At 65.4% G+C, this 15848-nt stretch carries 13 protein-coding genes; 4 read left to right on the plus strand and 9 right to left on the minus strand.

The genetic code is table 11. From position 1 onward, the window contains the following. Positions 1 to 5: 5 nt before the first annotated feature. The 3 genes from N551_RS0113385 to N551_RS0113395 are packed head-to-tail and all read right to left on the minus strand — an operon-like array spanning position 6 to position 2675. The gene (locus N551_RS0113385) at positions 6 to 1442 is read right to left on the minus strand and encodes a TIGR01777 family oxidoreductase (RefSeq protein WP_027567402.1); all 1437 of its coding nucleotides are present in this window, start codon (positions 1440 to 1442) and stop codon (positions 6 to 8) included. Then, positions 1439 to 2101, minus strand: a complete 663-nt coding sequence (locus tag N551_RS0113390; RefSeq protein WP_027567403.1) for a DUF4166 domain-containing protein — start codon at positions 2099 to 2101, stop codon at positions 1439 to 1441. Before N551_RS0113390 ends, N551_RS0113385 begins: the two co-directional genes overlap by 4 nt. A gap of 16 nt (positions 2102 to 2117) precedes the next feature. Next, complete coding sequence (locus N551_RS0113395; protein WP_027567404.1) at positions 2118 to 2675, minus strand: GbsR/MarR family transcriptional regulator; 558 nt, start codon at positions 2673 to 2675, stop codon at positions 2118 to 2120. 152 nt (positions 2676 to 2827) lie between these two features. Here N551_RS0113395 and N551_RS0113400 point away from each other — a divergent pair, with 152 nt between their 5' ends. Then, the gene (locus N551_RS0113400; RefSeq protein ID WP_027567405.1) at positions 2828 to 4348 is read left to right on the plus strand and encodes a PAS domain-containing sensor histidine kinase; all 1521 of its coding nucleotides are present in this window, start codon (positions 2828 to 2830) and stop codon (positions 4346 to 4348) included. A gap of 8 nt (positions 4349 to 4356) precedes the next feature. Here N551_RS0113400 and N551_RS0113405 read toward each other — a convergent pair whose 3' ends face one another. From N551_RS0113405 to N551_RS37925, 5 genes are all read right to left on the minus strand, one after another. Then, positions 4357 to 4656: an acylphosphatase gene (locus N551_RS0113405; RefSeq protein WP_027518495.1), complete on the minus strand. Its 300-nt coding sequence runs from the start codon at positions 4654 to 4656 to the stop codon at positions 4357 to 4359. Further along, positions 4653 to 5519 carry an oxaloacetate decarboxylase gene (locus tag N551_RS0113410; RefSeq protein ID WP_027567406.1) on the minus strand — a complete coding sequence of 289 codons (867 nt, stop codon included), beginning with the start codon at positions 5517 to 5519 and terminating at the stop codon, positions 4653 to 4655. The genes N551_RS0113405 and N551_RS0113410 overlap by 4 nt, the downstream gene beginning before the upstream one ends. 163 nt (positions 5520 to 5682) lie before the next feature. After that, positions 5683 to 7698, minus strand: a complete 2016-nt coding sequence (locus N551_RS0113415; protein ID WP_027567407.1) for an acetyl/propionyl/methylcrotonyl-CoA carboxylase subunit alpha — start codon at positions 7696 to 7698, stop codon at positions 5683 to 5685. 184 nt (positions 7699 to 7882) lie between these two features. After that, complete coding sequence (locus N551_RS0113420) at positions 7883 to 8953, minus strand: putative zinc-binding metallopeptidase (protein WP_027567408.1); 1071 nt, start codon at positions 8951 to 8953, stop codon at positions 7883 to 7885. After that, a complete protein-coding gene (locus tag N551_RS37925; RefSeq protein WP_155809665.1) occupies positions 8950 to 9135 on the minus strand; it encodes a hypothetical protein in 186 nt (61 codons plus the stop codon). The genes N551_RS0113420 and N551_RS37925 overlap by 4 nt, the downstream gene beginning before the upstream one ends. A 33-nt stretch (positions 9136 to 9168) precedes the next feature. Here N551_RS37925 and N551_RS0113425 point away from each other — a divergent pair, with 33 nt between their 5' ends. The 3 genes from N551_RS0113425 to N551_RS0113435 all read left to right on the plus strand — a co-directional run bounded on the left by N551_RS0113425 (position 9169) and on the right by N551_RS0113435 (position 14470). Next, positions 9169 to 11646: a PAS domain S-box protein gene (locus tag N551_RS0113425; protein WP_027567409.1), complete on the plus strand. Its 2478-nt coding sequence runs from the start codon at positions 9169 to 9171 to the stop codon at positions 11644 to 11646. 310 nt (positions 11647 to 11956) lie between these two features. Continuing rightward, a complete protein-coding gene (locus N551_RS35380; protein WP_051462702.1) occupies positions 11957 to 13195 on the plus strand; it encodes an MFS transporter in 1239 nt (412 codons plus the stop codon). A gap of 24 nt (positions 13196 to 13219) precedes the next feature. Further along, positions 13220 to 14470 (plus strand): arsenic transporter, encoded by a 1251-nt coding sequence (locus tag N551_RS0113435; protein ID WP_027567410.1) that lies wholly within the window; start codon positions 13220 to 13222, stop codon positions 14468 to 14470. Between the two features lie 8 nt (positions 14471 to 14478). On the opposite strand, the gene N551_RS0113440 is transcribed toward N551_RS0113435, so the two are convergent. Further along, on the minus strand, positions 14479 to 15843 hold the full coding sequence (locus tag N551_RS0113440) for an MFS transporter (RefSeq protein WP_027567411.1): 1365 nt from the start codon (positions 15841 to 15843) through the stop codon (positions 14479 to 14481). Positions 15844 to 15848: the final 5 nt, after the last annotated feature.

Consider the following 15848-nt stretch of genomic DNA (forward strand, 5'->3'; position numbering starts at 1 on the left):
CGGCTTTACAAGATTGCTTCGAACGCACTGCGCAGCGTCTCGTGCCGGAACACAAAACCGCGGCTCAGCGCCTTGTTGGGCAGCACGCGCTGACCGCCGAGCAGGAGCTCGTCGGCGAAACCGCCGCCGATCCGGCGCAGCAGGCCGCCGGGAATCCGGAACACCGCGGGCCGATGCAGACGGCGGCCTAGCTCCTCGCTGAACTTTGCGTTGGTGACAGGGATCGGCGCGGTGGCGTTGACGGGGCCGGCGAGATCGGGCGTCGCCATCACATAGGCGATCAGCCGGATCAGATCGTCGCGCTCGATCCAGGACATCCACTGCCGCCCGTTGCCGATGGGACCGCCCAGCCCGAACTCGAACGGCGTCAGCAAGCGCGTGATGAAGCCGCCTTCGGTGCCGAGCACGAGGCCGATGCGCAAATTGACCACGCGGACGCCGAGATCCTCCGCCGGCCGCGCCGCCGCCTCCCAGGCCGCACACAGCTCGTGGCTGAAGCAGGCGTGCGACTTCGCCGATTCCGTCAGCACATGGTCGGCCCACAGGCCATACCAGCCGATCGCAGAGCCGCTGACGAGCACCTCGGGCTTGCGTTCGAGCCGCGCGATCAGCTTGACGATCTCGCCGGTCATGTCGATGCGCGAGCCGAGAATCTTCGCGCGCTTCGCCTCGGTCCACAGGCCGTTGCCAATCGGCTCGCCGGCGAGATTGACGACAGCGTCGATAGGAGCGTCCGAGGCGAGCTGATCGAGGCTCGTGATCAAAGTGACCGGCGGCGGCAGCATCTCGGCCTTGGCGGGATTGCGGATCAGCGCAATGACGTGATGCCCTGCTCCGCTGAGGCTCGCGGCGAGGCGGCTGCCGATGAAGCCGGTGGCGCCTGATATCAGCACCGTCTTACGGTCGGACAGCTTTTCGACGAGCCCGTGCGCGGGAGCGCTTCTCATGCGGCTGAGCCGGCGCATCGCCGCAAAATCCCTGACACCGCACAGCGCGGCGCCGACCGCACACGCCGTCGCGGCAATGCTGAGCAGGCCCTGATACACGACCATCACGCCGAGGGGCTGCGTGGCCCAATCGATCAGCACCGGCAACAGCAACACCAGGATGGCGCCGTAATTAATCGCGAGCAGCGTGTGATTGACCCGCTCGCTCGGCGGCAGTTTTCGGCTGAGATCCTCCTCGACGAAATCCATCAGCGTGATGACGATCTCGGCGACCAGCACCGCGACGATCAGCAGCGCCAGCGCGCCATGGACTTCGAGCCAGCCGAGCACGAGGAACAGCAGCGCATAAAGCATGTTGCGAATGCCGTGCAGCTTCAATTCGAAACGCTGCGACGGACGCCAGGCCAGGCGCTCGGTGAATTCGTGGTGATAGAAGGTGTCGAACACGCCCATCACGATCTGGATGGCGATGAGCGTCCACATGAGCTGTGTCATGACACGGCCTCCCTGAACATTGCGGACTGGTGGATCAGCGCGCCGTAACGCGGATGAATGACATCGAGGGTAAAGCGGAAGGCGCCCTCGCCGAGATCGCTGTGTGTCACCGTGAGTTCGCCCGGCGTCAGCCATCGCGGCAGGGGAATCCACAGGCGCCCAAACTGGAGCCCGTAGCCGGCGCTGCGAAACGTCAGCGCCTGGTCCTCGACCGCGATGCGGAGCGCCATCGAGACGCCGAAGCCGACATATTCTTCCAGCCCGGTCGGGCCGGCAAAACGTTTGGCGGAATGGATCACTTGCGGAAAGCCGCGCTTGCGCGCGCAGATGCGGGTCCAGGTCTGGCCGCCCCCGGCGTCTTCGGTCACCGTGACGATGATGGGGACGCCGGTGTCGCGCCCGGTCGGCAGCGGACCGCCGATCAGGCGCACGGCTTGGGCGAACCACCAGCCGATGTCGCTGAAGCCGATCTCATCGACCACACCGACATAGACGACGCTGTCGCCGTCGGCGACGCGTTTCGAAAAACGTCGCCAGGTCGCCAGCGGCAGCCGGCCCCAATCCTCATCCGACAGCAGCGCGCGGAAACGGCGATCGTCGAGCAGTTTCGTGTGAGCGAAGGTCGACGCGTTGGAGCCTGATAATCTCGCCGACGTCATCGCACCCTCCTCAAACCTATTTGGCCTTGCCCAGCGGCAGCAGATTGGCGATCTTCTCACCAAGCCGCATCAGGGCGGCCAGCCGCGGCCGCGGCACCTTCAGCATCTGCATGAACCAGTGGTCGGCGAGCTCGGTGAAGGCGAGCATCTCCTTCAGCCGTTTGCTCGCGACCGGATTGATGGTCGGATCGTCGGCGGCATCGGATACGCAGGCTCTGAGCGCTGTGATCGCCGGATCAAGCTCCCGCTCCTTGCGCCGCGCCGCAATCCTGGCCGCAACCTCCCAAATGTCGGTCTCGGCCTCGTAATGGTCGCGGCGATCGCCGAGAATCGGGACGCGCCGGATCAAGTTCCAGGTAAGCAGCTCCTTGAGCGAGTTGGAGACGTTGGAGCGGGCCATGCCGAGGGTGTCGGCGATGTCCTCGGCCGTCATCGGCGCCTCGGCCAGATAGAGCAGCCCGTGGATCTGGCTGACCGAGCGATTGACGCCCCACTCGTCTCCCATGTCACCCCAATGCAGGATGAAGCGCTCGACGGCGGCTGGGAGCTTCCTTCTTCCGGTTGTTTCTGTCATGACAGAAATATCTGACGGATAGGATCGGCTGTCAACAGCATCCGCCGGCTTGCGTGCTGCATACGGGCTCGCAATATTGCTTAAAAAGGTTCCAAACTCAGGGAACAATCCGCCATCTGCGGCGTTTGCTCCCGTTAAGGCAGGGTCCGGGAATGGTCGAGAAGTTCAGTCAGCAGAGAGACTTGTTCGAGAGTGAACGCAGTTTCCGCCTGTTGGTTGAAGGGGTCGCCGACTACGCCCTGTACATGCTGGATCCGACCGGGATCATCACCAGTTGGAACATCGGCGGCGAGCGCATCAAGGGCTATTCGCCTGGGGAGATCCTCGGCCAGCACTTTTCCCGTTTTTACACCGAGACCGACCGCGCCAACGGCAAGCCCGCCCGTGCGCTCGGGATCGCGCGGGACAAGGGCCGCTACGAGGAGGAAGGCTGGCGCGTCCGCAAGGACGGCACCTTCTTCTGGGCGAGCGTCGTGATCGATCCCATCTACGAGGACGGCAAGCTGGTCGGCTTCGCCAAGATCACACGCGACATCACCGAGCGCCGCAATACCCAGATCAAGCTCGAGGCGATGCAGAAGCAGCTCGCCGAATCCCAGAAATTCGATGCGCTCGGCCAACTCACCGGCGGGGTCGCCCACGACTTCAACAATCTCCTGATGATCATCAGCGGCAGCCTCCACATGCTGAAGCGAGGGGCCGACGACGAAGCCAAGCTTCAGCGCGCGATCTCGGCCATCGAGACCGCCACCAGGCGCGGCGCGGCGCTGACCAACCAGCTCCTCACCTTCGCACGGCGGCAGAGCGTCAATCCGCAGGCGATCGACTTCGCCGACCGCATCGCGGCGATCCGCGAGGTGCTCGATGCCGGCGTCGGCAGCTCCGTGCGCCTTGCTTTCGACGTCAGCGGCGACGTCTGGCCGATCAGGACCGACGTTTCCGAGCTCGAGACCGCGCTGCTCAACCTCGTCATCAATGCCCGCGACGCGATGCCCGACGGCGGCACGGTGACGATCGCAGCGCGCAATCTCGTGCTCGACGAGGACCCCCTCGTGGGCGAATTCATCGCGATCGACGTCAGCGATACCGGCCTTGGCATTCCCTCCGACGTTCTCGACAAGATCTTCGAGCCGTTCTTCACCACCAAGCCGATCGGAAAGGGCACCGGCCTCGGTCTCTCCCAGGTGCACGGCTTCGCCCATCAGGCCGGCGGCACGATCCGGGTCGCGAGCGCGCTCGGCAAGGGCACGACCTTCACCATCCTCCTGCCGCGCGGAGAAGACGAGCCATCGCGCGAGGCGGCGGGAGAACCGGCGTTCCAAGGCAGCGGCACGGTGCTGCTGGTCGAGGACAATCCGGACGTCGCCGCCGTCAGCATCGGTCTTCTGGAGCAGCTCGGCTATCAGGTGCGTCGCGTCGCGGACGCCGAAGCCGCCTTGAGCGAGATCGAGAAGAACGGCGTCGACTTCGTGTTCTCGGATATCGTCATGCCCGGCAAGATGGACGGGCTCAGCCTCGCCCATCACCTCCGCCAGATCCGTCCCGGCCTGCCGATCCTGCTCGCCACCGGCTACAGCGAAGTCGCCGCAGGCGTGCGCGGCGATTTCCCGATCCTGCGCAAGCCCTACGAGATCCACGAATTGAGCGAAGCGATCGCCAAGCTGCCGCGGTAATTCTTCAGCTACACCGTCGGCAACACCGAGAACGCCTCGCCTGCCCGGCGCAAGTTCAGCTCATCGACGTCGGCCGTCTCGCTGGTGACGCTGTCGACGCGCGAGGACGGCGGGCCGTGGCGGCACAGCGCCACCATGTCGGCGACGTGCTTCGGCGGCCCTGCGAACAGCGCTTCGACGCTGCCGTCGCGGCGGTTGCGGACCCAGCCCTCGAGACCGCAGGTCGTCGCCTGATGCTCGAGCCAGGCACGATAGCCGACGCCCTGCACGCGGCCGCGGATCATGACCTGGAGGATCGCCCGGCTCATTTTGTCAGTCCGAGGACAAGGGCGCTGCGCGCCTTGACGTCGGCCTCGCGCGTGAGGCGGCTGATCAAGTCCGACGACGGCAGGCCTTTGAGATTCTTGGGCGCTGTGCCGTCGCGCAGCGCCTTCTGCGTCTCGTAGACCGCCTGCGTTGCGGCCGCGATCGGCGCATGGCCCTGAAGTGCGATGCGCACGCGCTGGCCAGCGAGGTATTCGAGCACGTTCAACTCCTCCGGCGCGCCGCCGAGCACGATCGGCAGGCGCGTGGCGGATGCGATGGCCTCGAGCTCGGCGCGCGACTTGATGCCGGTGAAGAACAGCGCATCGACGCCGGCGGCCTCATAAGCCCTGGCGCGGCGGATCGCATCGTCGATCGAGGTGATCGAGGCCGCACCGGTACGGCCCATGATGACGAGCGAGGGGTCGCTGCGGCCGTCGAGTGCCGCCTTCATCTTGCCGACGCCCTCCTCCAGCGAGATCAGCTGCGTCTTCGCTTCGCCGAAGCCAGCCGGCAGCAGCGTGTCCTCGATGGTGAGGCCGGCGGCACCCGCCGTCTCCAGCTCCTGCACCGTGCGGCGCACGTTGAGCGCGTTGCCATAGCCGTGATCGGCATCGACCAGCACCGGAAGTGCCGCCGCACGCGACATCCGCCGCATCTGCTCGGCAAGCTCGGTGAGCGTGATCAGCGTGATGTCCGGATCGCCGAGCACCGCGAGCGAAGCCACCGAGCCGCCGAACATGCCGAGCGGAAAACCGAGATCCTCGGCGATGCGGATCGAGATGGCATCGTAGACCGAGCCGGGATGGACGCAAATCCCGCCCGACAGGATCGATCGCAGTTTTTCGCGGCGGGAACGAAAGGCCATGGTGATGTCTCGGTTAGGTCATGGAGGCCGCAGCATACTCCGTCATTGCGAGCGAAGCGAAGCAATCCAGAAATGCATCCGCAGAGACAGACTGGATTGCTTCGTCGCGGAGCCTGTCATCGGGCCGCGCTTCGCGCGGACCCGGTGGCTCCTCGCAATGACGTTACGAAAACTCCAAAATCAGCGCATCCACCGCGAGCGTCGCGCCGGCGCTGGCGTGGATCTTCTTCACCGTGCCGTCCTGCTCGGCGCGCAGAACGTTCTGCATCTTCATGGCTTCGACCACCGCGAGGGTCTCGCCGGCCTTGACCTCCTGCCCTTCGGTCACCGCGATCGAGACCACGAGACCGGGCATCGGACAAAGCAGCTTCTTGCCGGTGTCGGCAGCCGTGGTCACCGGCATCAGCCGCGCCGAGGCAGCTTCCGCTTCGGTCCAGACATAGACCGGCACCTCGACGCCCTGATGCGCAAGGCGGATGCCGTTCGCAATCGGGCGCACCTGCACTGCGACGACGTGGCCGTCGATGGTGCCCTGCCAGACCGGATCGCCCGGCTTCCACGCCGACTGCAACAGATGCGGATTGCCGGCCTTGCCGTCGGCATCGACGAAACGCACCGCGACCGCCTCGCCCTCGCGCGCGACTTCCAGCAGGATCTCCTGGCGGTCGAGCCAGACCGCACGGCGACGTTCGCGTTGCACGATGCGGCCGCCCATCTGACCCGAGATCTGCCGCTTGCGCTCGCCCAGCACGTGATCGATGGCGGCGCCGACCGCGGCAAGCCGCCGTGCGACCTCGCCCTCCGGCACGCGCACGGCAAAGCCCTTGGGGAATTCCTCGGCGATGAAGCCGGTGGAGAGCCGGCCTTCGCGCCAGCGCGGATGATGCATCAGCGCCGACAGGAACGGGATGTTGTGGCGGATGCCGTCCACATAGAACGAGTCCAGCGCGGTGGCCTGTGCCTCGATCGCGGCGGCGCGCGACGGCGCGTGGGTGACGAGCTTGGCGATCATCGGATCGTAATGGATCGAGATCTCGCCGCCTTCCTGCACGCCGGTGTCGTTGCGCACGGTGATCCCGTCCTGGCTCGCTTCCGCCGGCGGACGGTATTTCACCAGGCGACCGATCGAGGGCAGGAAGTTGCGGAACGGGTCCTCGGCGTAGAGGCGCGACTCCACTGCCCAGCCCGTCAGCGTGACGTCCTTCTGCGTGATCGCGAGCTTCTCGCCGGCGGCGACGCGGAGCATCTGCTCGACGAGGTCGACGCCGGTGACGAGCTCGGTGACGGGATGCTCGACCTGGAGGCGCGTGTTCATCTCCAGGAAGTAGAAGCTCTTGTCCTGCCCCGCGACGAATTCGACGGTGCCGGCGGAGTCGTAATTCACCGCCTTGGCGAGTGCGACCGCCTGCTCGCCCATCTTGCGGCGGGTGGCTTCGTCGAGCAGCGGCGACGGCGCTTCCTCGATGACCTTCTGGTTGCGGCGCTGGATCGAGCATTCGCGCTCGCCGAGATAGATCACGTTGCCGTGCTTGTCGCCCAGCAGCTGGATCTCGATATGGCGGGGGTCGACGATGAACTTTTCAATGAAGACCCGGTCGTCGCCGAACGAGGCCTTGGCCTCGGCCTTGGCGAGGTTGAAACCCTCTGCGACCTCGGAGGTCGAATGCGCGATGCGCATGCCCTTGCCGCCGCCGCCGGCGGAGGCCTTGATCATCACGGGATAACCGATCTCGTCGGCGATCTTGACCGCGTGCGTGGCGTCCTCGATGACGCCGAGATAGCCGGGCACGGTCGAGACTTTCGCCTTCGCGGCGGCCTTCTTGGATTCGATCTTGTCGCCCATCGCCGCGATCGCGCCCGGGTTGGGGCCGATGAAGACGATGCCGGCCGCCTCCAGCGCGCGCGGAAACGCCTCACGCTCGGACAGGAAGCCGTAACCGGGATGCACGGCCTCGGCGCCGGTCTTGCGGCAGGCCTCTACGATCTTCTCGATCACCAGATAGCTCTCGGCCGCAGCCGGCGGGCCGATCAGCACGGCCTCGTCGGCCATCTCGACATGGAGGGCGTCGCGGTCGGCCTCGGAATAGACCGCGACCGTCTGAACTCCCATGCGGCGAGCGGTCTTGATGACCCGGCAGGCGATTTCGCCGCGATTGGCGATCAGAATGCGTTTGAACATGCTTTTCTTGAGTCTCGACCTTGGGCGGGACCCTTCCCTGGCCGTTGGAGCCTATGGGACGGGCCGTGTGGCTCCCGTGGTACATCAAAATAGGCCGGAGGCAACGGTCAAAATCCGGGTCCTCTGGCGTACCAGCGCAAGACCAAAGCTAGACCGAAACGGGTCTGGCGGGCCCCTGGGCGGCCTACGGCTTCCCGGCCTTGCCCACATTCCGGACCAGGCCGTGAATGAAGCCGAGCTTCTCGACGACGACCGGCGAGAGGATGAACGGATAGAGGTCGCGCATGCCCATGGCGCGGTTGACACTGTTCATGGCGAAGGTGAAGGGCAGCCATGCGTTGACGATCGCCTCGACGTCCCTCGCTTCGTAAGGGTTGAAGCGGATGCGCGTCGTCAACTCCCCGTCGCGATCGACCTTGGGGCGCACCTCCATGCCGAACTCGCTAGCCATCTCCAGGGTGTCGACGATGTGAAGATAGTGGGCCCAGGTCTCGGCGAAATCCTCCCACGGATGCGTCGTCGCGTAGGCAGAAACGTAGTTCTGCTGCCAGTCCGGCGGGGCGCCTTCGGCATAGTGGCGCTGCAAGGCCTGGCCGTAATCGGCGGAATCGTCGCCGAACACGGCACGGCATTCGTCCAGCTTGCCGCCGTCGCGCACTAGCACGTCCCAGAAATAGTGCCCGACCTCGTGGCGGAAATGCCCGAGCAGCGTCCGGTAGGGCTCGCCCATCTCCAGCCTGCGCCGCTCGCGCTCGATGTCGTCGGCCTCGGTCAGGGCGATCGTGATCAGGCCGTTGTCGTGACCGGTCAGGACCTTCTGCCCGCTCTGCGGATCGTCGGCGAGGAAATTGAAGATCAGGCCATGTTCGGGATTGTCCTGCCGGGTCTGGAGCGGCAGCTTCCAGCGGATCAGGGAATAGAACAGCCGGTGCTTCGCCATCTCCAGCTCGCGCCAGCCGGCGAGTTGCGCCGGATCCGACAAGTCCGGCACGACGCCGTTATGGCGGCAGGCGCGGCAGTAGCCGGTGGTATCACCCGCATCAGTCAGCCAGTTGCAGGCATCATGCTCGGCATTGCTGCACAGCATGCGGCTTTCGCCCTTGGTCGCCAGCGTCTTCCAGGCCTCTCCGTCGGGCTCGATCGCCGACATCGTCTCCTTCTCCGGCAGGAACGCGACGCGGTGGCCGCAGCGCTCGCAGGCACGGTTCTCGAAATAGATGACGTTGCCGCAGGCCTGGCAGACAAAAAGCTTCAAGATTTAGCCTCTTCGGAAAGCGAGTTTTTATGAATGAAAGTTGCGGCGCCTCGCGGATACGCGCGCGGAGGGCTCATCGTTCCAAGGTTCGGAACAAATAGCCAGACCCGGCGTTCTTTCATGCCCATCACACTGCATTCGGCGACGTCTTTCTTTCCATATACCCTTTGGGCAATGGCCATCACGCTTCGTCTGTGTGAATATCCGTCCGCCACGTGCGCTCTCGCATCACCCCGGCCAACGCCTTGAACGATCCTTTGCCCGAGACCATCGCCGCCGAAAGGCTGCGCCAGCACCTGGAAGACGTCGCGCGCGAGCGCGACAACGCCTATCGCGCGCTCCAGGAACGCGAAGCCGAGCTTGCGCGCATCCAGCGCATCGGCAAGGTCGGCGGTCTCGAAGTCGACTTCCGCGAAGGCTTCAAGAACCGCCGTTCGCCGGAATATCTGATGCTCCACGGCCTGCCGCCGGAAGCCGCCGACGAGTCGCACGAGGACTGGATCAATCGCATTCATCCGGACGACCGGGACGCTACGGTGAAGCACTTCATCGATGCGCTGTCCGGTACCAGCGAGGACTACACCGCCGAATACCGCATCATCCGTCCCAGCGACAGCGAGACCCGCTGGATCCGCGTCGTCGCCAAGATCGAGCGCGATCGTGACGGCCACGCCCTCCGCCTCGTGGGCGCCCATATCGACGTCACCGACCAGATGCTGGTGCGCGAGACCCTGCGCGAGAGCGAGGAGCGCTTCCGGCTGATCGCCGACAGCGCGCCGGTGCCGATCTGGGTCACCAAGCTCGACCGCACGCGGTCCTTCGCCAACCAGGCCTATGTCGATTTCGTCGGCCTTCCCTATGACCAGGCCATCTCCTTCGACTGGCGCAAGGTGCTGCATCCGGACGACCTGCCGCATGTGCTGCAGCAGTCCGTCCAGGGTGAAGCATCGCTCAAGCCGTTCGTGCTGGAAGCCCGCTACAAGAACGCCGACGGCGAATGGCGCTGGCTGCGTTCGGAATCGCAGCCACGCTGGGACCCGACCGGCAGGCATATCGGCTTCATCGGCGTGGCCCATGACATCACGGTGGCCAAGCAGGCCGAAATCGAGCTGCGGCAGCTCAACGAGACGCTGGAAGAGCGCATCGTCGAGCGCACCGCCGAGCTCGAATCCAACGAGGCGCGGCTGCGCGCGATCCTGGAGACCAGCAACCAATACCAGGGCCTCGTCAATCTCAGGGGCGAGCTGCTTTACGCCAACACGACCGTGCTCGACGCCATCAAGGCGAGCCCTGCGGACGTGATTGGAAAGCCGTTGTGGCAGACGCCCTGGTTCAGCACGACGGAGGGCATGAACGCGCGGGTGCGCGAGGCCTTCGACACCGTGCTCAAGGGCGAAGCCGTGCGGCTGGAGATGCGCCTGCGCCTTCCCATCGGCGAGCGCGATTTCGAGTTCGGCATGCGCCCGGTGCTCGACCGCCACGGCAACATCACCGGCGCAGTGCCCGAGGCAGTCGACATCACCGAGCGCCGCCGCGGCGAGGAAGCGCTGCGGCAATCGCAGAAGATGGAGGCGATCGGCCAGCTCACCGGCGGCGTCGCGCACGACTTCAACAATCTGCTCACCATCATCCGCTCGGCCACCGATTTCCTGCGCCGCCGCGAGCTGCCGGAGGAGCGCCGCCGCCGCTATGTCGATGCTATCTCCGACACCGTCGAACGTGCCTCCAAGCTGACCGCCCAGTTGCTGGCGTTTGCGCGCCGGCAGCCGCTCAAACCGCAGATCTTCAACGTCGGCAGCCAGGTTGAAGGCGTCGCGCAACTGGTCCGGCCGCTGGTCGGTGGCCGCATTGAAATCGCGGTGGAGGTTCACGATGGCGACTGCTTCACGGTCGCCGATATCGCGCAATTCGAGACCGCGCTGATCAACCTCGCCATCAACGCCCGCGACGCCATGGACGGCGAAGGCCGTCTCACCATTGCGGTCCGGAAAATCCAGGGCATCCCTAACCTGCGCGCGCAATCGGCGCGCGGCGGCGACTATGTCGCGATCTCGGTCGCCGACACCGGCAGTGGCATTGCGCCGGAAAACATCGAGGCCATCTTCGAGCCGTTCTTCACCACCAAGGAGGTCGGCAAGGGCACCGGCCTCGGCCTGAGCCAGGCCTTCGGCTTCGCAAAGCAGTCGGAGGGCGACATCGCCGTGACGAGCACGCATGGTGAAGGCGCGACCTTCACCATCTATCTGCCGCGGGCGCAAAGCCCCGCGACAGCTCAGGAAGCCGCGGCGCTGACCTATGAGGCCGCGGCCACCGGGCGCGGCTATCGCGTGCTCGTGGTGGAAGACGACGACGAGGTCGGCCGCTTCTCCACGGAGCTGCTGGAAGACCTCGGCTATGTCGTCCGCCGCGCCGCCAACGCCAATGCGGCGCTCGCCATCCTCGGCGAGAACGAGTTCGCCGTCGACCTCGTCTTCTCGGACGTCATCATGCCCGGCATGAACGGCGTCGAGCTCGCCGGCATCATCCGCGAACGCTATCCGGGCCTGCCCGTCGTGCTCACCTCTGGTTACAGCAACGTTCTCGCCGAGAACGCCGATCGCGGATTCGAGCTGATCCAGAAGCCGTATTCGGTGGAATTGCTCTCGCGTATCCTGCGCAAGGCGATCACGGCAAAGCCGTCGGTGACGCGGTGAGTGTAAATCCAAGAACGCTACGTCATCCCGGCGCGGGCCAGGATGACGGCGGGATGTTAGGGTGCGGTTGCCCGCATAACGACCGCTGAACGGCATCCCATCGGATATTCATCGGCTGAAACTCGGCCCCGCCATGCTGGCGCCGGCGCGGTGCTGCCGGCAATCGACTTTTGAGGCGCCCTTCGATCCGCGGAACCAGGCCGGCATCACGACGGTTGCTGCCAGGGCGAATTTGAGCCTCGATCGAGGGACCGATGTCGAGCCAAAACCGCGATAAAGGCCCCGATCAGGCGAGGCGTGCGGCCGCGCGTTGGATGCAGCGAATTTTTTCCTCGCCGACGTCCGCGACGGGCTCGGGCCTTATCTCGCCGTCTATCTCCTCACCGAGCAGCGGTGGGACGAGGCGCGCATCGGCCTCGTCATGTCGATTGCGACGATCGCGGGCATCGTGGCGCAGACGCCGGCCGGCGCGCTGCTCGATGCGACGCGGTCCAAGCGGCTGGTGATGGTGATCGCCGCGATTATGGTCACGATCGCCTCGCTGTCGCTGCCGTTGTTTCCCGGCTTCATGCCGGTCGCGATCTCCCAAGGCATCGCGCAGGCCGCCGCCGTGGTGTTTCCGCCAGCGATCGCCGCGGTCTCGCTCGGCATCTTCGGCTATGCCGCCTTCACCCGGCGGATCGGCCGCAACGAGACGTTCAATCACGCCGGCAATGCTGTCGCGGCCGGGCTCGCAGGTCTCTCCGCCTATTGGTTCGGACCGACTGTCGTGTTCTACCTTCTCGGCGCCATGGCGATCGCGAGCCTCGTCAGCATCCTCGCAATCCCCGCCCGCGCCATCGATGACGATCTTGCCCGCGGGCTCGACGACGCCGATGCGGACGAGCAGCCTGAACGTGCCTCCGCTCTCAGCGTACTCCTGACCTGCCGTCCTCTGCTGGTGTTTGCGATCTGCGTCCTGCTCATTCATCTCTCCAACGCCGCGATGCTGCCGCTGGTCGGCCAAAAGCTCGCCTTGCAAGACAAGAACATGGGCACCAGCCTGATGTCGGCCTGCATCGTCGCGGCGCAATTGGTGATGGTGCCGTTCGCGATGCTGGTGGGCGCGAAGGCCGACCGCTGGGGCCACAAGCGCTTCTTCCTAGCCGCGCCCCTGATCCTGCCGCTCCGGGGAGCGCTCTACACGCTTTCGGACAATCCGTTCTGGCTGGTCGGCGTGCAGCTTCTCGACGGCTTCGGCGCCGGCATTTTTGGCGCGATCTTTCCCGTCATCGTCGCCGACCTCATGCGCAACACCGGCCGGTTCAACGTCGCGCAAGGCGCCGTCATCACCGCCCAGAGCATCGGGGCGGCGCTGTCGACGACGCTCGCCGGCTTTGTCGTGGTTGGCGCGGGCTACAGTGCGGCCTTCATCACGCTTGGCGCGGTGGCCGCAATCGGCGCCGCCGTCTGTTTTGTCGCGCTACCCGAGACGCGGCAAATCGCAGATGGCGGTCCGCGTCCCCGAGGGAAGACAGCGGCGGTGGCTTCGGCTATCGCTGCCGAATGAACCGACACATCTCAAGGATCGACCGTGCCGTCTGACGCCATCCTGGCCTGGAGCATCATCGTCGCCGCGACCGCAGGCGTCATCATCCGGCCCTTTCGCCTGCCGGAGGCGATCTGGGCTGTCATTGGCGCCAGCGCACTGGTGCTGCTCGGCTTGCTGCCGTGGCGGGATGCGCTCACGGGCATCGAGAAAGGCGTCGATGTCTATCTCTTCCTGATTGGCATGATGCTGATCGCCGAGCTGGCGCGGCTCGAAGGCCTGTTCGACTATCTCGCGGCGCTCGCCGTGGAATATGCCTGCGGTTCGCCGCAGCGGCTGTTCCTGCTGATCTATATCGTCGGCACGCTCGTCACCGTCCTGCTCTCGAACGACGCCACCGCGATCGTGCTGACGCCCGCCGTCTATGCCGCGACGCGCGCCGCCGGCGCCGAGCCGCTGCCTTATCTCTTCGTCTGCGCATTCATCGCCAACGCCGCAAGCTTCGTGTTGCCGATCTCCAACCCGGCCAATCTCGTCGTGTTCGGGGCGCATATGCCCGAGCTCACCGAATGGCTGCGCCTGTTCGCCCTGCCCTCGGCGGCCTCGATCCTGCTGACCTATGTCGTGCTGCGGCTGACCCAGCACCGCGCCCTGAAGGAAGAGACGATCGCGCGCAGCGTGCCGCATCCAAAGCTCGGCCGCGGCGGCAAGCTGACGGCCATCGGCATCGTGGCGATCGGCATCGTGCTGGTCACCGCCTCCGCGCTGGACAAGCAATTGGGCCTGCCGACCTTCGTCTGCGGCGTGGCGACGGCCGCCATCGTGCTGCTGCTCAGCCGGCAATCGCCGCTACCCGTGCTGCGCGGCGTCTCCTGGAGCGTGCTACCGCTGGTCGGCGGGCTGTTCGTGATGGTGGAAGCGCTGATCAAGACCGGCGTGATCGGACGGCTCAGCGCGCTGCTGCACGAAGCCGTCGGTCAATCGGTGACGAAGGCGGCCTGGAGCGTCGGCATCGCCACCGCGATCGCCGACAACATCGCCAACAATCTTCCCGTCGGCCTCGTTGCAGGCTCAGTCGCCGCCGGCGATCATTTGCCCGCACCTGTCCTGAGCGCCATCCTGATCGGCGTCGACCTCGGGCCCAATCTGTCGGTGACCGGTTCGCTCGCCACCATCCTGTGGCTGGTGGCGCTGCGGCGGGAGAAGATCGAAGTCGGCGCCTGGCCGTTCCTGAAGCTCGGACTGCTGGTGACGCCGCCCGCCCTGATCGCGGCATTGGCTGCCACGATCAGGTAGTTGCGAGATCAATCGTTCTCGTAGCCGTAGACTTCCGGCAGGATGAAGATCGCGGCGAGCAATCCGATCAGCGGGAAGATCGCGACCATCAGCGTCGCATTCGCCTGCCCGATCGCAGCGAACACCGTCGGGAACAGGAAGATCGCCAGGAACGACGGCAGCTTCACGAACATGTAGGCGAAGCCGCTGGCGGTGCCGCGATATTTCGGCTTGGCGACCATAGTCGGGATCGTCATGCAGTTCGACGCATCCCAATAATGGCCCCACAGCATCGCGGCAGCCGCGAACGGCAGCAGGATCTTGTTGTCGGTGTAGAGCGCGAAGGCTGCGACCAGCAGCGAGACCAGCACGATCGAGAAGCCCGCGATCGAAATACCGCGATGGCCGATCTTCGGCGTCAGCAGCGGACCGACCCAGCCCGATACGGCGGCGAAGGAGAACAGCGCCATCGTCACCAGATTGATGCCGAGCACGCTCGACACGCCGACCATCACAAAGAGCACCGGCAGATAGAACGCGAAGGTCGAGAACTCGCTAGCTTGCGCGAAGCAGGCGATCCAGCCGTAGATCGTGGCGCGCCAGCGGATCGGATCCTTCTTGAGGTCGGCGAGGAATGCGCGGGTGGAGACCTTGGGCACCTCCACGTCATGGTCCGGCAGCATGGCGAGATCGTCGTTGAACATCTCGCGCGCCACCTGCTTGGCCTCGCGGTAGCGTCCCTTCTGCACCAGCCACACCGCCGTCTCGGGCACGTCGTGCCGCATGATCAGGATGATCAGCGCCGGCAGCGCGCCGAGGCCGAGCGTCACCCGCCACAGCGTCTCGTGGTGAATGTCGAGCAGCAGGAAGATCACGATGACGCCGATCGTCAGGACCTCGCCGACCGCGAACATGAACTGCCAGCGGTTGCCCATGACTTCGCGCTCACCCTTGGCCATGGATTCCATGATGTAGGTGTAGCCGGTCGAGATGTCCGAACCGAGCGGAATGCCGAGCAGGAAGCGGATCACGACGAGCCAGCCGACGCTGGGCACGAAGGCCTGCGCCAGCGCCAGCACGATGAACAATACCATCGTCACCAGGAACATGACGCGGCGGCCGATCTTGTCGGAGAGCCAGCCGCCGAGCAGTGCGCCGATCATGGCGCCGCCTTGCGTACCGGCCGCGGCCAGGCCCAGCATCAGCGGATCGGGATTGAACTGCTCCTTGATGAAGATCAGCACGAAGGCGATCGAATAGAGGTCCCACGCTTCGACCAGGATCGAGGCCATCATCAGCCAGCCGACCTTGTTGCCCTTGGGACTGTAGTTCGTGATGAGATAGCGGACCGCGGCTTCGCTCGCGGTCGGTTGTGGCATCGCCATCGTCGACATCTTTG

The organism is Bradyrhizobium sp. URHA0013 (assembly GCF_000518345.1).
In the GTDB taxonomy this organism is placed as follows: Bacteria; Pseudomonadota; Alphaproteobacteria; order Rhizobiales; family Xanthobacteraceae; genus Bradyrhizobium.